The organism is Nocardia brasiliensis (assembly GCF_042691675.1).
In the GTDB taxonomy this organism is placed as follows: domain Bacteria; phylum Actinomycetota; class Actinomycetes; order Mycobacteriales; family Mycobacteriaceae; genus Nocardia; species Nocardia brasiliensis_D.
Genome location: NZ_CP170507.1, coordinates 7,912,554 through 7,934,196 on the forward strand (window position 1 = coordinate 7,912,554; position 21,643 = coordinate 7,934,196).

At 65.6% G+C, this 21,643-nt stretch carries 16 protein-coding genes; all 16 read right to left on the reverse strand.

Features of this window, described 5'->3' with window-relative positions; all coding sequences use genetic code 11:
• Positions 1-29: 29 nt before the first annotated feature.
• The 16 genes from ACFK0J_RS36390 to ACFK0J_RS36465 all read right to left on the reverse strand — a co-directional run bounded on the left by ACFK0J_RS36390 (position 30) and on the right by ACFK0J_RS36465 (position 21,613).
• Entirely contained in the window at positions 30-500 is a 471-nt protein-coding gene (locus ACFK0J_RS36390; RefSeq protein WP_378734231.1) for a PaaI family thioesterase, read from the reverse strand.
• Between the two features lie 78 nt (positions 501-578).
• Entirely contained in the window at positions 579-1,643 is a 1,065-nt protein-coding gene (locus ACFK0J_RS36395; protein WP_378734232.1) for a glycerophosphodiester phosphodiesterase family protein, read from the reverse strand.
• A gap of 60 nt (positions 1,644-1,703) precedes the next feature.
• Complete coding sequence (locus tag ACFK0J_RS36400; RefSeq protein ID WP_378734233.1) at positions 1,704-2,675, reverse strand: zinc-binding dehydrogenase; 972 nt, start codon at positions 2,673-2,675, stop codon at positions 1,704-1,706.
• A 58-nt stretch (positions 2,676-2,733) separates the two neighbouring features.
• Positions 2,734-2,871, reverse strand: a complete 138-nt coding sequence (locus ACFK0J_RS36405) for a hypothetical protein (RefSeq protein WP_378734234.1) — start codon at positions 2,869-2,871, stop codon at positions 2,734-2,736.
• A gap of 32 nt (positions 2,872-2,903) precedes the next feature.
• Positions 2,904-3,935, reverse strand: coding sequence for an alpha/beta fold hydrolase (locus tag ACFK0J_RS36410; protein WP_378734235.1), 1,032 nt, complete (start codon positions 3,933-3,935; stop codon positions 2,904-2,906).
• Between the two features lie 222 nt (positions 3,936-4,157).
• Positions 4,158-8,111 carry a DNA-directed RNA polymerase subunit beta' gene (locus tag ACFK0J_RS36415; RefSeq protein ID WP_378734236.1) on the reverse strand — a complete coding sequence of 1,318 codons (3,954 nt, stop codon included), beginning with the start codon at positions 8,109-8,111 and terminating at the stop codon, positions 4,158-4,160.
• Between the two features lie 142 nt (positions 8,112-8,253).
• Positions 8,254-11,760, reverse strand: coding sequence for a DNA-directed RNA polymerase subunit beta (locus ACFK0J_RS36420; protein ID WP_378734237.1), 3,507 nt, complete (start codon positions 11,758-11,760; stop codon positions 8,254-8,256).
• A 423-nt stretch (positions 11,761-12,183) separates the two neighbouring features.
• Positions 12,184-12,894 (reverse strand): hypothetical protein, encoded by a 711-nt coding sequence (locus ACFK0J_RS36425; RefSeq protein WP_378734238.1) that lies wholly within the window; start codon positions 12,892-12,894, stop codon positions 12,184-12,186.
• A 12-nt stretch (positions 12,895-12,906) separates the two neighbouring features.
• Positions 12,907-13,632 (reverse strand): hypothetical protein, encoded by a 726-nt coding sequence (locus ACFK0J_RS36430; protein WP_378734239.1) that lies wholly within the window; start codon positions 13,630-13,632, stop codon positions 12,907-12,909.
• Positions 13,633-13,661: 29 nt separating this feature from the next.
• Positions 13,662-14,903: an MCE family protein gene (locus tag ACFK0J_RS36435; RefSeq protein WP_378734240.1), complete on the reverse strand. Its 1,242-nt coding sequence runs from the start codon at positions 14,901-14,903 to the stop codon at positions 13,662-13,664.
• Entirely contained in the window at positions 14,900-16,129 is a 1,230-nt protein-coding gene (locus ACFK0J_RS36440) for an MCE family protein (RefSeq protein WP_378743268.1), read from the reverse strand. The genes ACFK0J_RS36435 and ACFK0J_RS36440 overlap by 4 nt, the downstream gene beginning before the upstream one ends.
• Positions 16,130-16,134: 5 nt before the next feature.
• Positions 16,135-17,385 carry an MCE family protein gene (locus ACFK0J_RS36445; protein WP_378734241.1) on the reverse strand — a complete coding sequence of 417 codons (1,251 nt, stop codon included), beginning with the start codon at positions 17,383-17,385 and terminating at the stop codon, positions 16,135-16,137.
• 1 nt (position 17,386) lies between these two features.
• Complete coding sequence (locus ACFK0J_RS36450; protein ID WP_378734242.1) at positions 17,387-18,397, reverse strand: MCE family protein; 1,011 nt, start codon at positions 18,395-18,397, stop codon at positions 17,387-17,389.
• On the reverse strand, positions 18,397-19,473 hold the full coding sequence (locus ACFK0J_RS36455) for an MCE family protein (protein WP_378734243.1): 1,077 nt from the start codon (positions 19,471-19,473) through the stop codon (positions 18,397-18,399). The genes ACFK0J_RS36450 and ACFK0J_RS36455 overlap by 1 nt, the downstream gene beginning before the upstream one ends.
• A complete protein-coding gene (locus ACFK0J_RS36460; protein WP_378734244.1) occupies positions 19,470-20,822 on the reverse strand; it encodes an MCE family protein in 1,353 nt (450 codons plus the stop codon). Before ACFK0J_RS36460 ends, ACFK0J_RS36455 begins: the two co-directional genes overlap by 4 nt.
• Positions 20,819-21,613 carry an ABC transporter permease gene (locus tag ACFK0J_RS36465; RefSeq protein WP_246634834.1) on the reverse strand — a complete coding sequence of 265 codons (795 nt, stop codon included), beginning with the start codon at positions 21,611-21,613 and terminating at the stop codon, positions 20,819-20,821. Before ACFK0J_RS36465 ends, ACFK0J_RS36460 begins: the two co-directional genes overlap by 4 nt.
• Positions 21,614-21,643: the final 30 nt, after the last annotated feature.

A 21,643-nucleotide genomic window follows, 5' to 3' on the forward strand; every position in this document is an offset into this window, starting at 1 on the left:
GAGGGCGCGTAGCCGCGCCCTCGGTTGCTTCACGATCTCTTCGGGCGGATGACCGCGGTGAATGCCGCTGCGGCGACCGACTTTCCGGTGTTGTCGGTGATGTTGACCGGCACTTCCAGTTCGACCGCGATCTTCGCCGCGATGTCCGCTCGCACCTGCTGCAGGGTTTCACCGGACACCTCGGACGTCGCGAGGTACGGCCCCGCATCACCTTTGGCGCGGGCCCGATATTCGATCCGGCCGTCTCTGGCGACAATGAACGTGTCGCCCATCAGGTCGACGATGCCGGATACCGACGCACCCATCGCGGCAGTCTCCGCCAACCCGAACAACACCGCCGCGTGCAGGTCACCGTTGTGGTTCAGGTGTTCGTCGCGCGGCGCCATCCGCACCACATTCCGGCCCGCGTCGAACTCGACCCCTTCGATCCCGGTGTACTGGATGAACCCCAGCTTCTGGAACCCCGCCATCACCAACTCCCCCATGGCCGCGCTGTCCATCGCATCTCCCACTCCAGAACTGAAACGTGTTCTATTTTCATACCGTGGGGACGGGGTGTTGTCTACGCGAAGGCTCACTCAGGGCCGGGGATACGCCTTCGGCAGTGCGTAGCCGCGTTCGGAAAGGATCCTGCGCAACAGATCTGGTCGATTGGTGATGAGGCCGTCCACGCCGAGGTCGAGCAGCGAGATCATGGTGGCTCGGTCGTCGACCGTCCACGGCACCACTCGCATTCCGTGCTGATGCGCGGCCTCGACCAGTTCACCGGTGGTGAAGGGCTGGTAGCCGGGGTCGGTGACACTGCCATCCTGCGGGCTGCCGTGCACCGGCGACACCGCGTCGGCGCCGAAAGAGGCCGCGGCCGCCACATACTTCTGCTGGAGCGAGCCCGGGAAGTCATCGATGTCGATACCGCCCAGCCACGGCGATGCGCCGGGCCTGCCTGCCTGCAAGAACTGCTGGCCGTTGGTCAGCGCGACCAGGGGGAGCTCCGGTGCCACCTCCCGCATGCGCATGAGGGCACCCCAGTCGAAACTCTGGATGGTTACCTGATTTTCGAGGTGAGCCTGCCGCACCTGTGCCGCGACCACGTGCACGAACTGCTCGCGTGGCGCGGTCTGCTCCGGCGCTCCCGCTTCGACCTTGGTCTCGATGTTGAGCATCACCTCGTCGGCGCGATACGCGTGCACGAGGTCGAAAACCTCGGACAGTAACGGCATTCGGGCGCCGGGCACGGTTCGCTGCTCGGGGAAGGCCGCCGAACGCAGTGAGCCGCAGTCGATAGTGCGCACCTGCGCCAAGGTCAGGTCACGAATGAACCTGGTGCCGGGCACATAAGGGAACTTCGGATCGAACGGGAAGGCGGGCGCGGTGTCGACACATTTGTCCGGACTCGGATCTCGATCATGGGTGACCACCGCGTACCCGTCCGCGGTGATCTGCACATCCAGTTCGAGGGTGCGCACGCCGAGTTCCAACGCGTTCGCGAAGGCGGCCAGCGTGTTCTCCACCACCAGTGCCGTGCCACCCCGGTGCGCCTGCAGGTCGAACGGCGCCCGCGGTGCGCCCGCCGACGCCCCGGCCATTGTCAGGAAACCGGTCAGCAGGACCACCACGACTCCCACCGCATACGTTCGACGCACGATCCTACTCTGACCGCCGCCGCTGACGCCGCGGTGAAACCTGAATGAACCCTGGGCGGACTAGGGAACCAGCACGACCTTGCCGGTCGTCGCGCGATTCTCGAGTGCGGCGTGTGCCTCGGCCGCCGCGCTGAGCGGGAAGGTGTGGACGGTCGGCACCATGCGGCCTTCGGCGGCGGCGGTCAGCGCGCGGGACTCCTCATCGCGCACCTCGCGCGATCCGGCCAGCATGAGCGAGAGCGCATCGATCACCGTAAGGCCTTGTTCCCGAAGCTTTTCCGGGTCCGGTTCGAAGGTCTCGCGGGACGCGTTGCCGTAGGTGACGTACCGCCCACCGGCGGCAAGCAGATCCACTGCCGCCCGGCCTTTCTCGCCCATGACGCCGTCCAGCACGACCGTCACCGCGCGGTCGCCGAACGCCTGCCGGACCGTATCGGTCCAGTCGGGTGCGTTGTAGTCGACAGCCAGATCGGCGCCCAGTGCGTCGACCGCCGCGACCTTGGCGGGCCCACCGGCCGCGCCGATGACGCGGGCGCCGATATTGCGGGCGTGCTGCACGATCAACCGGCCGATGCCGCCCGCCGCCGAGTTCACCAGAACCACGTCGTCGGCGGTCAGGGCGGCGATGTCGAGTACCTCGATGGTGGTGGTGCCGGTGACGATCATCGCGACGGCCGCCGGATAGTCGAGGCCGACCGGAATGCGATGCAGCGCAGACAATTCCGCGACGGCCAGTTCGGCGTAGCCGCCGGACGTGCTCATGGGCGTCACGACGTCGGCGCCGATCCAGGCCGGGTCGACGTCCGGACCGACGGATTCGACGGTTCCGGCCACCTCGCCGCCGAAGACGGCGGGCAGTTCCGGTAGTGGCGGGCCGATCGGCAGGCCCGCCCGCATCGCCGTCTCGATCAGGTGTACCCCGGCCGCTCGCACGGCGATGCGCACCTGCCCGGGTCCCGGTGTCGGGTCCGGGACCGTCTCGTATCGCAGGTTTTCCGCGGGGCCAAATGTATGCAGAACTACGGCGTGCACAGCGTCTCCTCCGGTCAGAGCTCGATCGAGCTTCTGCGCCTAGCCTGCAACCTCAACGTTAGTTGATGTCAATGCGCTCCTCTTCGCGTTGCCCGATTCGATCCTCGGCCCGTTCGCGCACGTCATCCCACACCGCCAGGACAACGATGCCGACGAGCAGCAGCGCACCGAGCGCCACCGCCAGTGCGTCGCTCACGCCCCGAAACCCTGCATGCGCGGGCTACCGGGTCAGGCCAGGCCGCCCGGTTTTCCTAATAGGTCGGTTAGGGCGGTGTCGATGAACCGGGTGTCTTCGGGGTTGCTGCCGTGGCCGGCGAAATGGCCCCAGATGCCGGGGATCACGCGGAGTTCGGCGTTGGGAATGAACTCGGCGGCCCAGGCTTCGTCTTCCGGCGGGAAGTAGAGGTCCTTCGCCGCGGGCATGATCAGGGCGGTCGCCTTGATCGAGGCGAGGGCCGCTTCGGTGTCGCCATCGAAGCCTGGGGTGCGGCCGACGTCGCCGTGCTGCCAGGTCCAGAGCATGGCGAGCAGGTTGTTGGGGTCGCGGCCGTCGAGGAAGAAGCCTTCCCAGAAGCCGATGAGGAAATCGTCGAGCGAGGTGTAGCCGAGCTTCTCGTACTCCTTCTCCCAGTAGAAGGCCTGGGAGAAGCCCCAACCCGCGTAAACCCTTGCCAGGGCGCGCAATCCGATGGTCGGCCAGGTCTCGCCGTACCAGCCGTTCGCGAAGGCGGTGTCGGCGGTGAGCGCCGCCTTGACGCCCTCCAGGAAGACCTTGTTGTGCGGGCTGGTGCGGGCGGAACCGCAGAACGGGGCGATCCGTTCGACCATCTCCGGATGGCTCACCGCCCACTGGTAGGTCTGGCCCGCGCCCATGGACCAGCCGGTGACCAGTGCGAGGCGCTCGATCCCGAATTTCTTTGTCACCAAGCGATGTTGCGCGGCCACCTGGTCGTAGACCGTGATGACGGGAAAGCGCGCGCGGTCATACGGTTTCGGTGTGTTGCTCGGCGAGCTGGACAGACCGTTGCCGAGCATGTTCGGCACGATGATGAAGTACTCCGCCGGATCCAGCGCCATCCCCTCGCCGATCAGCCACTCGTTGTCCCAATGTCGCCCGGAGAACCACGTCGGATAAACGATGGCATTGCTCTTGTCGGCATTGAGCTCGCCATATGTGGCATACGCCAGGAAGGCACTGCGCAACGTGGCACCATGCTGGGTAGTGAAGTCACCGAGATCGAAGATCTGGTGGTGGGCCATGTATCGACTCGCTTTCGCAACGGGCGGAACGGAATTCGGCAGGCCCCAGCCGCAGCCGCGCACCATCCCCAGCCGGACCCCTTCAATTGAAAATATTCTTACAGAAAATATTGTTCCACAAAGTAAATTTCCGATCACTCTTTGCGCTGGAGCCGGAGTCGCAACGCAAACGGCCCCCGCTCCGAAAGGGAGCGGGGGCCGGATGTTGTTGCGGGGTACCGGTCAGCGGTAGTCGCTGAAGCCGTAGTCGTCGAGCGGGACTGCGGCGCCGGTGGTTTGGCCGAAGCTGTCCGGGCTGTAGTAGGTGTCGTCGTAGGACGGCACCGCGTACGCGGCGGCACGGGCTTCTTCGGTCGGCTGCACCTGGATGTTGCGGTAACGGTTGATGCCGGTACCGGCCGGGATCAGCTTGCCGATGATCACGTTCTCCTTGAGGCCGATGAGCTTGTCGGAGCGGCAGTTGATCGCCGCGTCCGTCAGGACTCGAGTGGTCTCCTGGAAGGACGCCGCCGACAGCCACGAATCGGTCGCGAGCGACGCCTTCGTGATACCCATCAGCACCGGGCGACCCGCCGCGGGCTCATTGCCCTCGGCGACGACGCGACGGTTGGAGGCCTCGAACTCGGAACGCTCGGTGAGCGAACCGGGCAGGAACTCCGTGGCGCCCGAGTCGATGATCGTCACGCGACGCAGCATCTGCCGCACGATGACCTCGATGTGCTTGTCGTGGATCGACACACCCTGCGAGCGGTACACCTCCTGGACCTCGTGGACCAGGTGGATCTGCACCTGACGGGGACCCATGATGCGCAGCACCTCGTGCGGATCCGCCGCGCCTTCCAGCAGCTGCTGGCCGACCTCGACGTGATCACCATCGGAGAGCAGACGCTCGGTGCCGTCGTCGTGCTTGAAGACACGCAGCCGCTGCCGCTTCGAGAGCTTGTCGTAGACAACCTCTTCGCCACCGTCATCGGGGATGATGGTGATCTTGTAGAAGCGGTCGTCGTCCTCCATCCGGACCCGGCCACTGACCTCGGCGATCGGCGCCTTGCCCTTCGGCACTCGAGCCTCGAACAGCTCCTGCACCCGCGGCAGACCGCCGGTGATGTCATCGCCCGCGACACCACCCTGGTGGAAGGTACGCATGGTCAGCTGGGTACCGGGCTCACCGATGGACTGCGCGGCGACGATACCGACGGCCTCACCGATGTCGACCAGCTTGCCGGTGGCCATCGAGCGGCCGTAGCAGGTGGCACAGACACCGGTACCGGTGGTGCAGGTCAGCACGGAGCGGACCCGAACCTCGGTGATGCCTGCCTCGAGCAGCGCCTCGATGGCCGGGTCGCCGAGGTCGGCGCCCTTGCCGATGACGAGGTTGCCCTTGGCGTCCACCGCGTCCGAAGCGAGCGTGCGAGCGTACGCGGAGGTTTCCACGTGCGCGTCCCGGATCAGCGTGCCGTCCGCCTGCTTGTCGGCGATGTGCACGATGATGCCGCGCTCGGTGGCGCAATCGTGCTCGCGCACGATCACGTCCTGCGAGACGTCCACCAGACGACGGGTCAGGTAACCCGAGTCGGCGGTACGCAGCGCGGTGTCGGCCAGACCCTTACGAGCACCGTGCGTGTTGATGAAGTACTCGAGCACGGTCAGGCCCTCACGGAACGAGGACTTGATCGGGCGCGGGATGAACTCGCCCTTCGGGTTCGTCACCAGACCCTTCATACCGGCGAGGGTACGAGTCTGGGTGAAGTTACCCGTGGCGCCCGACTCGACGATCGTGATGATCGGGTTGTCCGGCGGGTAGTGCGCACGCAGTGCGGTACCGACCTCTTCGGTCGCTTCCTGCCAGATCTTGACCAGCGCGTTGTTGCGCTCCTGGTGGTCCAGGGCACCACGCTGGTACTTCTTCTCGATCTGATCGGCGAGCGTCTCGTACCGCTCCATGATCTCGGTCTTCTCCGGCGGCACCAGCACGTCGGACATGGAGACCGTCACGCCGGAACGGGTGGCCCAGTAGAAGCCCGCGTCCTTCAGCTTGTCGACGGTCTGCGCGACCACGATCATCGGGTAGCGCTCGGCCAGATCGTTGATGATCGTGGCCTGGCGCTTCTTCGGCATCTGCTCGTTGATGAACGCGTAGTCCGCCGGGAGCAGCTCGTTGAACAGCACGCGACCAAGGGTGGTCTCGGCAATCCACGCGTCGCCGCGCTTCCAGCCCTCCGGGAACAGCTTCGCCTCGATGTCCTTCGGCGGGCGCTGGTGGATGAGCCGCACCTTGATCAGCGAACGCACGGTGAGCTCACCGCGGTCCACCGCCATCTGCGCCTCGGCGGGCGAGGAGTACACGCCGAACTCGGCGGAATCCTTGGTGGCCGGCTTGTATTCACCCTTCGCGCCCTCTTCGAGGCGGGTCAGGTAGTACAGGCCGGTCACCATGTCCAGACGCGGCATGGCCAGCGGTCGACCCGAGGCGGGCGACAGGATGTTGTTCGAGGACAGCATCAGGATGCGGGCCTCGGCCTGCGCCTCCGCGGACAGCGGAAGGTGCACGGCCATCTGGTCACCGTCGAAGTCGGCGTTGAACGCTTCACAGACGAGCGGGTGCAGCTGGATCGCCTTACCCTCGACGAGCTGCGGCTCGAACGCCTGGATGCCGAGGCGGTGCAGGGTGGGCGCACGGTTCAGCAGCACCGGGTGCTCGGCGATGACCTCTTCGAGGACATCCCACACCTGGGGACGCTGCCGCTCGACCATCCGCTTGGCGGACTTGATGTTCTGCGCGTGGTTCAGGTCGACCAGACGCTTCATCACGAACGGCTTGAACAGCTCCAGCGCCATCAGCTTGGGCAGACCACACTGGTGCAGCTTCAGCTGCGGGCCGACCACGATGACCGAACGGCCGGAGTAGTCGACGCGCTTGCCGAGCAGGTTCTGGCGGAACCGACCCTGCTTACCCTTGAGCAGATCGCTCAGCGACTTCAGCGGGCGGTTACCCGGTCCGGTGACCGGACGACCGCGACGGCCGTTGTCGAACAGCGCGTCCACGGACTCCTGCAGCATCCGCTTCTCGTTGTTGACGATGATCTCGGGCGCACCCAGATCGATCAGTCGCTTGAGGCGGTTGTTGCGGTTGATCACGCGGCGGTACAGGTCGTTCAGGTCGGAGGTGGCGAACCGGCCACCGTCGAGCTGAACCATCGGACGCAGCTCCGGCGGGATCACCGGAACGGCGTCGAGCACCATGCCCATCGGCGAGTTGCCGTTGGTCTGGAAGGCAGCGACAACCTTGAGCCGCTTGAGCGCGCGCAGCTTCTTCTGGCCCTTACCGCTGCGGATGGTCTCCCGCAGGCTTTCGGCCTCGGCGTCGATGTCGAAGTTCTCCATCAGCTTCTGGATGGACTCCGCACCCATGGCGCCGGTGAAGTACTCGCCGTAGCGGTCGATCAGCTCGCGGTAGAGGACCTCGTCCACGATGAGCTGCTTGGGGGCCAGCTTGGTGAAGGTGGTCCAGATCTCGTCGAGCCGGTCCAGTTCGCGCTGGGCCCGATCGCGGAGCTGGCGCATCTCGCGCTCGCCGCCGTCCTTGACCTTGCGGCGCACGTCGGACTTGGCACCCTCGGCCTCGAGCTCGGCCAGGTCGGCCTCGAGCTTCTGGGCGCGGGCCTCGAGGTCGGCGTCACGCTGGTCGGCGACCGCCTTCTTCTCGACCTCCATCTCGGCTTCGAGCGTGCTGAGCTCGTTGTGGCGCAGCTCGTCGTCCACCGCGACGATGACGTAGGCGGCGAAGTAGATGATCTTTTCCAGATCCTTCGGCGCCAGGTCGAGCAGGTACCCGAGGCGCGAAGGGACGCCCTTGAAGTACCAGATGTGGGTGACCGGTGCGGCCAGCTCGATGTGGCCCATCCGCTCACGACGCACCTTGGCGCGAGTCACCTCGACGCCACAGCGCTCACAGATGATGCCCTTGAAGCGGACACGCTTGTACTTGCCGCAGTAGCACTCCCAGTCCCGGGTGGGGCCGAAGATCTTCTCGCAGAAGAGTCCGTCCTTTTCCGGCTTGAGCGTGCGGTAGTTGATGGTCTCCGGCTTCTTCACCTCGCCGAAGGACCACTGGCGAATGTCGTCGGCGGTGGCCAGGCCGATCCGGAGTTCATCGAAGAAGTTGACGTCTAGCACGTAACTTCACCTTTCACGGAGCTTGCGGAGTGAAAGTTCAACTTTGCAGCCCCTATTCGGGTCGAATTCGAGCAAAAAGTTCACTAGTTGGTCGAGCGCGGAGGCCGGATGCCTTGAAACTCAATGACATCCGGCCGACCGCCTAGTTCGCCAGATCGTCGACGGTGGCTGCTTCGTTCCTGGACAGGTTGATGCCCAGGTTCGCGGCAGCGCGCTCCAGATCCTCGTCGTCGCCGTCGCGCATCTCGATCGCGGCGCCGTCCGAAGACAGCACCTCGACGTTGAGGCACAGCGACTGGAGTTCCTTGAGAAGCACCTTGAACGACTCCGGAATGCCCGGCTCCGGAATGTTCTCGCCCTTGACGATCGCCTCGTAAACCTTGACGCGACCGACGACGTCGTCGGACTTGATGGTCAGCAGTTCCTGCAGGGTGTAGGCGGCGCCGTAGGCCTGCATGGCCCAGCACTCCATTTCACCGAAGCGCTGACCACCGAACTGTGCCTTACCACCGAGCGGCTGCTGGGTGATCATCGAGTACGGACCGGTCGAACGGGCATGGATCTTGTCGTCGACCAAGTGGTGCAGCTTCAGGATGTACATGTAGCCGACCGCCACCGGGTACGGGAACGGTTCGCCGGAACGTCCGTCGAGCAGGGTGGCCTTGCCGTTGTCGTCGACCATGCGCTCACCGTCGCGGTTCGGCAGGGTCGAGGCGAGCAGACCGGTCAGCTCCTCTTCGCGGGCGCCGTCGAAGACGGGCGTCGCGATGTTGGAGTCGGCCGGAGCGCCGAGCATTTCCTCGGGCAGTGCCTTGGCCCAGTCGGGACGGGTCCCGTCCGCGGCGACGTCGACCTGCCAACCTGCCTTGCCGATCCAGCCGAGGTGGGTCTCCAGGATCTGGCCGATGTTCATACGACGCGGCACACCATGGGTATTGAGGATGATGTCGACCGGCGTGCCATCCGGCATGAACGGCATGTCCTCGGTCGGCAAGATCTTGCCGATCACACCCTTGTTACCGTGGCGACCAGCGAGCTTGTCACCGTCCTGGATCTTGCGCTTCTGCGCCACATACACCCGCACCAACTCGTTGACACCGGGCGGCAGATCGTCGTCGTCCTCACGCGAGAACACCCGAATACCGATGACTTTGCCCGACTCACCGTGGGGCACCTTGAGCGAGGTGTCACGCACCTCACGGGCCTTCTCACCGAAGATCGCCCGCAGCAACCGCTCCTCGGGAGTCAGCTCGGTCTCACCCTTCGGGGTGACCTTGCCGACCAGAATGTCACCATCCCGAACCTCGGCACCGATCCGCACGATCCCGCGCTCGTCGAGATCGGCCAGGACCTCATCGGAGACATTCGGGATATCACGAGTGATCTCCTCGGCACCGAGCTTGGTGTCACGAGCATCGATCTCATGCTCCTCGATGTGAATCGAAGTGAGAACATCCTCCTCCACCAGGCGCTGCGACAAAATGATCGCGTCCTCGTAGTTGTGGCCTTCCCACGGCATGATCGCCACCAGCAAGTTCTTACCCAGGGCCATCTCACCGTTCTCGGTGCACGGCCCATCCGCGAGTACCTGACCGACCTCCACCCGCTGGCCCTCGTCCACGATCGGACGCTGGTTGGCGCAGGTGCCCTGGTTCGAACGAGCGAACTTCCGCATCCGGTAGCTCTTGCGAGTCCCGTCGTCGGCCATCACGGTGACGTAGTCGGCGGAAACCTCCTCGACCACACCGCCCTTCTCGTTCACCACGACATCGCCGGCGTCGACGGCAGCGCGCAGTTCCATGCCGGTGCCCACGACAGGGGCCTCGGAACGGATCAGCGGCACGGCCTGACGCTGCATGTTCGCACCCATCAGGGCGCGGTTGGCGTCGTCGTGCTCGAGGAACGGGATCATCGCCGTCGCGACCGACACCATCTGGCGCGGCGAGACGTCCATATAGTCGACCTCGTTGGCGGGGACGAGCTCGTTCTCCTCGTTGCCGCGGCGGCAGAGCACACGGTCCTCGAGGAAGCGGCCCTCCGCGTCGACCGGCGAGTTGGCCTGGGCACGAACGTGCCTGTCCTCTTCGTCGGCGGTGAGGTACTTGACCTCGTCGGTCACCTTGCCGTCGACCACCTTGCGGTACGGCGTTTCGATGAAGCCGAACGGATTGACCCGCGCGTACACCGACAGCGAACCGATCAGGCCGATGTTCGGGCCTTCCGGGGTCTCGATCGGGCACATGCGGCCGTAGTGCGAGGTGTGCACGTCGCGGACTTCCAGACCGGCCCGCTCACGGGACAGACCACCCGGACCAAGGGCCGACAGGCGGCGCTTGTGGGTCAGACCCGACAGCGGGTTGTTCTGGTCCATGAACTGCGACAGCTGGGAGGTTCCGAAGAACTCCTTGATCGCGGCGACGACCGGGCGGATGTTGATCAGGGTCTGCGGCGTGATCGCCTCGACGTCCTGGGTCGTCATCCGTTCGCGGACCACGCGCTCCATGCGGGACAGGCCCACTCGGATCTGGTTCTGGATCAGCTCGCCGACGGTGCGCAGGCGACGGTTACCGAAGTGGTCGATGTCGTCGACGTCGACCGGGACCTCCTGACCGCCGGGGGCGGTCATGACGCGGTCGCCCGCGTGCAGGCGGACCAGGTACTCGATCGTGGTGACGATGTCTTCCTTGGTGAGCACCGATCCGGTGACCTGCTCGCCGAGGTGGATGCCCAGCTTCTTGTTGATCTTGTAGCGACCGACGCGCGCCAGGTCGTAGCGCTTCTCCTTGAAGAACAGGTTCTCCAGCAGGGTCTGCGCCGACTCCTTGGTCGGCGGCTCGCCCGGACGCAGCTTGCGGTAGATGTCCAGCAGCGCCTCGTCCTGACCGGCGGTGTTGTCCTTCTCCAAGGTCGACATCATGATTTCGGAGAAACCGAAACGCTCGACGATCTCGTCGTTGGTCCAACCCAGCGCCTTCAGCAGCACGGTGACCGGCTGGCGACGCTTGCGGTCGATGCGGACACCCACGGTGTCGCGCTTGTCGATGTCGAACTCCAGCCACGCGCCACGCGACGGAATGACACGCACGCTGTGCAGGTCCTTCTCGGTGGTCTTGTCGACGGAGTGGTCGAAGTAGACACCCGGCGAGCGAACCAGCTGGGAGACGACGACGCGTTCGGTGCCGTTGATGATGAACGTGCCCTTGTCGGTCATCATCGGGAAATCACCCATGAAGACCGTCTGGCTCTTGATCTCACCGGTGTTGTTGTTGATGAACTCCGCGGTGACGAACAACGGCGCCGCGTAGGTCATGTCCTTGTCTTTGCACTCGTCGATGGAGGCCTTGACCTCTTCGAACCGAGGGTCAGAGAAAGACAGGGACATGGAGCCGGAGAAGTCCTCGATCGGCGAGAGCTCCTCGAGCACCTCCTCGAGTCCCCCGACTAGCCCGACATCGCCGCGAAGGGCGACCTTTTCACGCCATGACGGCGAACCGATCAACCATGCAAATGAGTCCGTCTGTAGATCGAGAAGTCCGGGCACCTCCAAGGGTTCACGGATCTTCGCGAAAGACACCCGCAACGGGGCTCCGGGGATTCCGGCAACTGCCTTGGTCTGGGTGGAGACTGCCAAGATGCGTCCTTCCAGCACCTCACGCGCGTCGCGTGGTGGTCCGCGACCGTCGCTTGTCTGCTACGAATTCCGCTGGTTACAACCCGAACGAAACCCGAACAGGCAACAACGGAAGTAACACCGGAAGGGTGGAACTTACGTGTGCAAATCGAGGTATGGACAGGAGGCAGCCAGCGCAACGTCCAACCGTACACCAATCGTCACGGGGGCGTCAACCTACCACCCGTGCGCACATTCACAAGGCTGGCGCGCCGTGTCCGAATCGCTGGCTGCGTCGGGGACGACGGGGCGTTATGGAGCCACTGTGACAGCTGCCGCTGTTGTGAATAGCGTGACTGCTCGGGCGAAAGTCGTCAAGTAGGGCGGCCTCGCGCATTCGCGCTCGCAAGCGCTCCTGGGCACCGACCAGGCGTCGACGAGATGCCATGGGCCGCTACGCGATCACTGGTCGACGATGTCGCTGGCCAGCCAACGATCATCCACCTTCTGCATGTGCAGCACGATCGGACCCGCGACGCTCTGCTGCGCGACACCGTCCTTCGTGGCGCTGACGACCAGGTTGACCAGCAGCTCGGCCCGATCGTCGGTGAGCAAGGTCACAGCGATCGGATCGGCCTTCGCATCGGCGCTGGTCTGCGCCTGTTTTACCGCCGAGATGGTGGTGTCGGCGTACTTGTCGAGATCGGCGAGCATCTTGCCGGTGAGCACTTGGCGCGCCGTGTCGCGGTAGCCGTCGATGTTCTTCACGTCATAGGCGTAGACGGTCTTCAGGGCGTGATCGGCGGCCGCGCGCACCTCCTCGGTGGCCTTGTTGTCGACGAAGGCCTTGTTCGAGTCGTCGACGCCGGGACGCGACGCGGCGACGGCAGCGAATCCACCGAGCAGGACCGCGGCGATCAGGCAGGCGGCGACAAGGGACCAGAACGAGCGACCCGTTTTAGCGGGGCGCGCACCGCGCTTCCGGAAGCGGCGGGCCGGGCGCGGTTCGGGTCGCTGCTCGGAACGTGTCGCGCGCGTTACCGCGGGGCGGGTGGTGCCCGTCACCCGTGGCTTGCGAGTCGGGGTGGTGCGCGGCGCGGCGGCGCGAGACTGCTGCTCGGTGGACGGCCGTCGCTTGGAGGTGACCCGGTTGACCGGCTTACGAGAAGTCATGTCTGGTTCCTCCTACGATCCAGGCTTGGGCACGCCGGGCGGCTGGTCGGCGGGCGGCTGCGGGGACCGACCCTGGCCACCGCTCAGCAGCACCGGCTGGCTCAGCGAGGAGATCTGTTCGGCCTTCCAGACCTCGCCGGCCTTGGTCACGTCGACGTTCCAGGTGTAGCGGTATTCGGCGGGTGGCTTGTCCTTGCCTGTCTCGGTCACCTGCAGCACCACCAGGGCCGAAGCCTTGTCCTTCTCGCTGTTCAGCGTGGTGAGCGCGGCGCCGAGCACCTTCGAGGTCATGCCGACACCGGTCTGCTTCGCCAGCGTCTCGGCCTGGTCCTTGTTCTTGTCGGCGGACTCGAGCAGCGCACCGGTCATCGAGGAACGGGCCAGGGCCAGCGACCCGGGAACGTCGTCGAGATTCATCGAGGTTATGTTGATCGCGGCTTGGCGAGCGGCGTCGAGTGCGGTGTCGCGGGCGTCGGCGCGCGGGGCGTCGCTGACCGCCGAGCGCACCCAGCCGGTGCCGAACCAGACGGCGGCGACCAGGGCGACGACGAGCAGGGCCGCCGATCCGATCAGCGCGAACGCGCGAACGATGTCGGTGCGACCGGCGGTCTCGGGCTTGTCGTGCGCGCCCTCGACCGGAGCCTCGGCGGCCGCCTCGGACCGGTCCGCGGCGTCGGCGGGGTCCGGCGTTTCCCGCGGCTCCGTGGAGTCGGGCTGCTTGGACAAATCTGCACTCACCTGCGCCACCCTAACGTCATCGGTCCTGGTCACCGCTTCGGCGTAACTCCCATCAGGGTCGCCAGCTGCACGGCGATCGGAGTCAGGTTCAGCCGCTCCGGATCGGTCTTCGGGTTCGAATCCCACGGCTGCACGATGTTCGGATCGGCCAGTTCGGCTCGCTCGCCGCCGCGCACTGCGGTCGGATTACCTTGCGGCACAAGGCACTTGGCATCCTTGTTGAACGGGAACTCGTCGCGGGTGTCGTCGAAGTCGGGATTCTGCGCCTTCATCTGCTCGAGGATCCGCTGCGTTCCCTCGTAGCCGACGGTACAGGCCGGCGGGTTGTTGGTTTCCAGCACGAGGCCGAAGTGTGTGGTGCCATCGCCGGGCGCGGTGGACGAGCCGCCGATCGACAACTGCGGCAGCATCTGCAGCAGCGGGCGGATCGCATAGAACTTGGGCGAGATGGCCTGCAACAGCGACCGCAGGTTGGCCAAGTCCTGGGTGATCGCGCCACCGCTTTCGTGCAGCAGCGCGCCGATCTGCTGGCCCGCGTCGGTGCCGGTGCCGATCAATCTGCGGATGTCCGGGTCGCTCGAGCGCAGCTGCGCGGTGAGCTTGTCGAGGCCGTCGCTGAACTCACGGATGGCGCCGGACTGCTCGGCCTGGGTACCGAGCACCACCTTGCCGTCGCGGATCAGCTGGATGGTCTGCGGCAACGTCTCGTTGAACGTGGTGGTGAACTTGTTCAGCGAATCGACGAAAACCTGCAGGTCGTCACCCTTGCCGTCGAACGCCTTGCCGAGCTCGCGGACGGTGGTGTTCAACGCCGCCAGGTCGACCGAGCGGGTGAAGCTGTCCACGCTGGCGACCAGCTGCTCGACCGGCACCGGCGTGGCCGCCGAGGTGATCACCGAATTGTCGTGCAGGTAGGGCGCGGAGTCGGTGTCCGGTTGCAGATCGACGTACTGCTCACCGATCGCGGAACGATTGGCCACCACGGCTTTCGCCGAGGCGGGAATCTTCGGCGAGCTCGAATCGACGATAAGGTGCATCAGCACGCCGTCGCCGGTCAGTTCCAGCTCGCCGACCCGGCCGACCGGCACCCCGCGGTAGGTCACCTCGGCACCCTTGTAGATGCCGCCGGTCTGGGCCGCTTGCACCTTCACCTCGTACTGACCGAAACCGAGCATGTGGTCGAGCCGAATGTATTTGGCGCCGACGTACACGACGCCGACCACCGCGACGATGGCGAACATGACCAGCTGCCAGCGGACCAATCTCGTCATCGAGCACCACCCACTCCGAGTTGCTCCAGAATCGCCCCCACCGGATTCGGCGGCACGCCCGGCGCGGGCGGCTGCGCCATGTTCGGCGGCAGCGGCAGGATCGACACGGTCGGCCAGCCGGGGCGCGGGCCGTTGCCGTTGTAGTACGGGTTGGTCGGATTCACCGGTACCGGCGGGCCGTTGGTCGGCGGGACGTACACCGGATCCGGTTTGCCCACACCGAGATTGCTCAGCGTGACACCGATCTGCTGATCCACCGACAGCCAGGTATTGACCGAACCACCGAACGTGGACTCCAGGGTGGAGTCGGGGAACGGATAGGTCGGAATCAACGGCAACGCGCTGACCAGATCCGGCGCGGCCTTACCCAACTCCTGCAACGTCGGGCGCAGCGAAGTCAGGTCGCGGATGAGGTCGTCTTTCGAGTGGTTCAGCACGTCGAAACCGGCCTGCCCGACCCGATCCAGCTGCCCGAGCAGCCCGACCAGCTGCGGACGCTGCTGCTCCAGGATCTTGACGCCCTCCGGCAGTTGCTCGAGGATCTTGCCGATCTGCTCGGTCTGCCTGCTCACCCGGCTGCTCAGTACATCGAGACCGTCCAGCGCCCTGGTGATGTCGTTCACCTGATCATCGAGTCCCTTGATCAGGATGTTCGCCTGTTCGAGCAGCGAACGCACCCGATCCTCGCGTCCGCCCATAGTCTTGTTCAACTCGGTGACGATCGGCTGCAGCTGCGCGACGCCGCCGCCGTTGAGCAGCAACGACATCGCGCCGAGCACTTGCTCGATCTCGGTGGCGTGCCTGGTGTGGTCGACCGGGATCACCGAACCGTCGCGCAGCGGCTTCGGGTCTGGATCGCTCGCGGGCTTGGACAGCTCGATGAACTTCTCGCCGAGCAGATTCGACTGGCGCACTTCGGCACGCGCGTTCTCCGGCAGGTTCACCGAGGAGTTCACCACGGCGCGCACGGTCGCGGTCCACTGGTCTTTGCCGATCTTGATGTCCTCGACCCGGCCGACCGGCACGCCCTCGACCTTCACCGCGGACTGCGGCACCAGGTCGAGCACGTCGTCGAACTGGATGTCGATGCGCATCGGGTGCGCACCGACATCGGCGCCACCGGGCAGCGGGACGCTGTAGATACCGTCGGACGCGCACGAGGTGACCAGCGCCGCGGCCAGCCCGACAATCAGCGCGGAGCCGAGACCACGTGTGACAGAACGGATTCGACTCACCGCTCACCTCCCTGCGACGGCGGAAGCTGATCCGACGGCGTGCCGGGCACGGTGCCGGGCACCGGCGCACGCTGCTGGTTCTCATTGCTGAGGATGCCGAACGGCAGGATCAACGTCGGCGTCTTCACGCCGGCGGTGATCTGGTCCGAGATCTCCTTGCAGTGATCGAGAATCGGCCGCATCTGCCTGCCGAGCGCCTCGAACTGCGGATCGCCGGGCCGCAGCTTGGACAGGTCGATCAGCTTGCACATGACACCGAACGGGTCCTGCAGGTCGGTGAAATTGGCACGCATGTCGAGGGTGCCTGATTCGGCATTGTGCACGTTGATCAGGTTGCTCAGCGCCAGCGGCAGCACCGGGAGGGCCGCGGCCAGGTCGTCGCGCTGATCGGACAGCGTCTTGGTGAGCTGGACCAGCCCTTCGGCATTGCTGGCGATCAGGTCGCGGTTGTTGTCGATGAACCGGGCGACGTCGCCGAGCGCGACCGAGAGCAGATTCAGCGCGGCGCCGAGGTCGTCTCGCTCGTTCGCGAGGAAGCTGGAGAGATCGGCGAGCTGGACATTGAATTGGCGCACCTGCGCGTCGTTCTGCGCCAGCATGGTGACGAAGCTCTGCAAATTCTTGACGGTGTCGAAGATGTCGCCGCGCGCGTCGGACAGATACTTGGCGGCTTTGGACAGCTGGGTGAGGCTGTTGGCCAGCGCCTCGCCGTTGCCGTCCAGGTTCGCGGCACCGGTGCGGACCAGCTCGTTCACCGCGCCCTCTTTGTTGGCGCCGTTGGGGCCCAACGCATCCGAGAGTTCGGTGATGCTCTTGTACAGCTGATCGACCTCGACCGGGGTGACCGTGCGATCGCGCGGAATGGTCGCGGTGCGCGCCATCTTCGGCCCGCCGGTGTAGACCGGAGTCAGCTGGATGTAGCGGTCGGACACGATCGACGGCGTGATCTGGGCGGCCCGCGCATCGGCGGGCACGTCGTAGGAGCGGTCGACGCTCATCACGATCTTGACCTGATCGCCTTGCGGCTCAACGGAATCCACCCGGCCGACCGGAACGCCGAGCACCCGCACGTCCGAGCCCTCGTAGATGCCGACCGAGCGATCGAAGTACGCGGTGATCTTGGTGGTGGTCAGCCGATCGAACATCCACCAGAGCACCCCGGCAACCAGCACCGCCACGATCACGACCAGCGCGATGGCCACCTTGCCCTTGCCCGAATCACGCAGTGCGCGCAGCCGATCCGCCATGTCAGTTACCTCCCATGTTGCGGATCGGCGGACGGGCGCCGGGGATCTCCGGCAGCGCGGGCGGGATCAGGTTGACGATCACCGCGTCGAACCAGCGGCCGGTGCCGAGCACATTGGCGTAGAGCCCATAGAACGGCGCCGCGAGTTCCAAGGTCTTGGAGATGTTCTGCTGGTTGGCATTCAGCAGATCGATCGAACCGCGCAGATTCTTCAGCGCCGGGCCGATCTGCTCCTCGTTGTCGTGCACCAACGCGCTCAGCTCGGCGGACACCGTCTTGGCGCCGGACAGCAGCTGCGCGATGGATTGCTGGCGAATGTTGAGCTCGGCGAGCAATTGGCCACCGGAGGCGAGCAGCCGCTCGAACTCCGCGTTGCGGTCGGCGAGCACCTTGGTGGTCTGCCTGGTCGCGGCGAACAGCTTCTTCAGCTCCTCGTCGCGCTTGGCCAGCGTCTCCGACAGGCGGGCGACGCCGTCGATGGAGCCGCGCAGTTCCGGCGGCGTCGTCGCGAACGCATCGGAGAGCACCCGCATGCTGGTGGCCAACTGCGCGGTGTCGATCTGGTCGATGTTCTTGGCCGCATCGGTGAACGCATCCACCACGTCATATGGAGATACGGTGCGCGACAACGGAATCCGTTTCGCCGGGTCGGCCGCCTTGGACCCCTTCGGGTCCAGCGCCAGATATTTCTGCCCGAGCACCGTCTTGATCTGGATCGAGGCGGTGGTCTCGCTGCCGATCCAGGCGTCCTGGGTGCGGAAGTCGACGAGCACCTTCGCGCCGTCGAGCCGCACGTCGGACACCGAACCGACCTTCACCCCGGCGATGCGCACCTCGTTGCCCTTCTTCAGGCCAGCGGCCTCGGAGAATTCGGCGGTGTACTTGGTGCCCGCGCCGATGATCGGCAGCCGGTCGAGGTAGAACGCCGACAGCGTCACCAGCAGCACCATCGCCAGGCCGAGCACACCCATGAAGACGGGGCTGCGGCGGCCGAGCAGAATCCGGTCGTCCATCAGCGGGCCTTCCCGGAGCAGCGCGGCGCGGCGTTGGTGTACAGCGGCTGGTTGATCGTCGGTAGTCCGGCGGGCAGGTTGAGCTGCGGCGCGTCCACCGCGCCGGGGCCGACGACGATGTCGATGCCGCACAGATAGAACTGGAACCAGGAGCCGTAACTGCCCACCCGGCCGAGCTTTTCCATCTTGATCGGCAGGTTGTGCAGCACCGCGTTCACATCGTCCTGGCGCTCGTTGATGGTGCCGGTGAGCTGGCTCAATCCGGCGATCGAACCTTGCAGCGTCGGGCGAACCGGAACCAGCAGATCGGCGGTGGCCGAGGCCAGGTTGCCGAGTGAGGTCACCGAGCGGCCGATGGTGTCGCGTTCCGCGGACAGCCCGCTGACCAGTGCCTCGGTGTTGACGATGAGCTGGTTGAACTGGTCGTCGCGCTGGTTGACGGTGTCGAGCACGGTGGTCAGATTGCGGACCAGCTCACCGATCACCGCGTCCTTGTCCGCGATCTTGTTGGTCAGACTCGCGGTGGTCGCCACCAGGTCGTGGATCGTGCCCTGCTCACCCTGGAACACCTGAATGATCTCGAAGGAGAGCTTGTTCACGTCGTCGGCGGTGAGCGTGCGGAACAGCGGACGGAAGCCGTTGAACAGGGTGGTCAGGTTCAGCGCGGGGTTGGTGCGCTCCAGCGGGATGGTGCCGCCCTCGTTGAGCTTGCGGCCCTGCTCGCCGGTGCCCTGTTCGAGCGCGATGTAGCGCTGGCCGACCAGGTTTCGGTAGCGGATGCTCGCGGTGGTCGAGGCGGGCAGCCAATCCCGGTCGGTGAGTTCGAATTTCACCTCGGCCAGGCGCTTGTCGACGATCGAGACGCCGGTGACCTTGCCGACCCGCACCCCGGCGACACGCACCTCGTCGCCCGTATTCAACGACGTGACATCGGTGAACCTGGCTTTGAACTCGGTGCCGCCACCGCTGTAGTTGGCGATGGACAGGCCGAGCACGGTGGTCGCGAACAGCGTGACGACGACGAAGATGATCAGCTTGGTGAGCGGACCGCCCAAGCCGCGCAGTTTCTGCTTCATCGAACGCTCACCTCGCTGCCACGGAACGCGGGCGCGCCGGCCCTGGTGACCCAGCTCGGCACCTGATCAGGCGAAACACCATGCGCGGCACCGTAGATCGCGCCGAGCGACTGCTGCTCCAGCGGCGAGCCAGCGATAGTCGCGACATTGCTCGCCGGGTAGACGCCGAATTGCGGCGGCGACAGCTTGCCGGTCTCCAGGTCGCCGGGGTTGCGGCTCGGCACCGCGTAGGAACCGTCGTTGTTCGCGCCGCCGGTGTACTGACCGGGGTCGACACCGAGCGGCTTCTCCGGAATGCACCACGGCCCACGGTCATCCAGCCAGCGCGGCTCGTCCTGGTTCGGCAGGTACTTGCCGCGCGGATTGGTCAGCTCGATGGTGACCCGCGTGCCCGGGTGCTCGGTGCCCTTGCCGAGGATCTCGTCGATACGCGGCTTGAGCTGGGCGAAGTTCGCCATCACGCACGGGAAGGTCGGTGAGTAGGTGGCCAGCTGCTCCAACAGTGGACGTGAATCCGCGGACAGGTCGATGATGTTGTCGCGGTTGGCGATCAGGAAGTCGGCGGTGTCCGAGGAGGTCGGCGTCAGCACGGCGTACAGCGAGTCGATGTCCCACCGCCGCTGCACGATGGTCGCGTTGGTGGTTCGCAGGTTGTCCAGCGCGTTGACCAGTTGTGGCGCGGCATCGGAGTAGGTGGCGGCCACCTCGGCGAAGCTGCGCAGGTCCTCCTGCAGGTCCGGCAGCACGCCGTTGACCTGACGGAAGATATTGTCCAGCTTGTCGACGCTCTCGCCGAGCGCGTGGCCCTGGCCGGACAGCGCCTGCGAGAGCGCGCCGAGGGTGGCGGCGAGGTCCTGCGGCGGAATCGCCTGCAGCAGCGGCATCAGGTCGTCGAGCAGCTTGCTCAGTTCGATCGCGTTGCCGCTCTTGTCCTGCCGCAGCGTCACGCCATTGGTCAGGTGCTCGGCACTGCGGTCGGCCGGGATCACCAGATCCACATAGCGCTCACCGAACAGCGTCTTCGGCAGCAGCCGCGCGGTCGCGTTGGCCGGGATCTGGTTCGCCTTGTCCGGTTGGATGGCCAGGTTCAACGTCACCTTGCCGTTGTCGGAGTAGCTCGACCGCACCTCACCGACGCTGACACCGCGGACCTTGACATCGGCGTTCTTGGTCAGCGCATTGCCGACGCTGTCGGTGACCAGGTCGACATCGACCGTCTTCACGAACTGCTTGTTGTAGATGGCGATGGTCGTCCACAGGAACAGCGCCACCACCACGAAGAACGCGATACCGAGCAGCCGGATCCGGAGCTTCTCGGTCGACCGCCACGCCTGCACGCCGCGAGTCATCCCGCCACCCGCACAGTCGTAGTGGTCCCCCAGATAGCCAGGCTCAAGAAGAAGTCGAGCACGTTCACCAGCACGATCGCCGCACGCACCGCGCGGCCCACCGCGACGCCGACGCCGGCCGGTCCGCCGGTGGCGTGGAAGCCGTAGTAGCAGTGCACCATGATGATCACGAACGCGAACACCAGCACCTTGAGGAACGAATAGAGCACGTCCTCAGGTGGTAGGAACAGGCTGAAATAGTGGTCGTACGAGCCGCTGGACTGCCCGTTGAACCAGATGCTGATCATCCGCGACGCCAGGAACGTGCCGAGCAGGCCGACGATGTACAGCGGGATCACCGCGAGGAAACCGGCGATCACCCGGGTGGTGACCAGGAACGGCACGCCGGGCACCGCCATCACCTCGAGCGCATCGATCTCCTCGGAGATTCGCATGGCGCCGAGCTGGGCGGTGAAACCACAGCCCACCGTCGCCGACAGCGCCAAAGCGGCGACCAGCGGCGCGATTTCGCGGGTGTTGATGTAAGCGGTGAGGAAGCCGGTGAGCACCGAGCTACCGAGCGCGTCCAGCGCCTTGAAGCCCTGCAAACCGACGACAACGCCGACCGACCCGGACATGAACACGATGACGCCGATGGTGCCGCCGATCACCGCGAGCGCGCCGCTGCCGAAGGTCACCTCGGCGAGCAGCCGCATGACCTCCTTGCGGTAATGCACCGCGGTGCGCGGGATCCAGGCGATGGCGCGCGAGTAGAACGACATCTGCTCGCCGGCCCGATCGATCACCTTCATCGGTGCGCGGACGACATCGCCCGCCCGGCG

What these genes read in the sequence shown, in the direction of transcription:
- ACFK0J_RS36390 (WP_378734231.1), bottom strand. Translation starts at nt 500, where the DNA reads ATGGACAGCGCGGCCATGGGGGAGTTGGTGATGGCGGGGTTCCAGAAG.
- ACFK0J_RS36410 (WP_378734235.1), bottom strand. Translation starts at nt 3,935, where the DNA reads ATGGCCCACCACCAGATCTTCGATCTCGGTGACTTCACTACCCAGCAT.
- ACFK0J_RS36425 (WP_378734238.1), bottom strand. Translation starts at nt 12,894, where the DNA reads ATGACTTCTCGTAAGCCGGTCAACCGGGTCACCTCCAAGCGACGGCCG.
- ACFK0J_RS36435 (WP_378734240.1), bottom strand. Translation starts at nt 14,903, where the DNA reads ATGACGAGATTGGTCCGCTGGCAGCTGGTCATGTTCGCCATCGTCGCG.
- ACFK0J_RS36445 (WP_378734241.1), bottom strand. Translation starts at nt 17,385, where the DNA reads ATGGCGGATCGGCTGCGCGCACTGCGTGATTCGGGCAAGGGCAAGGTG.
- ACFK0J_RS36450 (WP_378734242.1), bottom strand. Translation starts at nt 18,397, where the DNA reads ATGGACGACCGGATTCTGCTCGGCCGCCGCAGCCCCGTCTTCATGGGT.
- ACFK0J_RS36455 (WP_378734243.1), bottom strand. Translation starts at nt 19,473, where the DNA reads ATGAAGCAGAAACTGCGCGGCTTGGGCGGTCCGCTCACCAAGCTGATC.
- ACFK0J_RS36460 (WP_378734244.1), bottom strand. Translation starts at nt 20,822, where the DNA reads ATGACTCGCGGCGTGCAGGCGTGGCGGTCGACCGAGAAGCTCCGGATC.
- ACFK0J_RS36465 (WP_246634834.1), bottom strand. Translation starts at nt 21,613, where the DNA reads ATGAAGGTGATCGATCGGGCCGGCGAGCAGATGTCGTTCTACTCGCGC.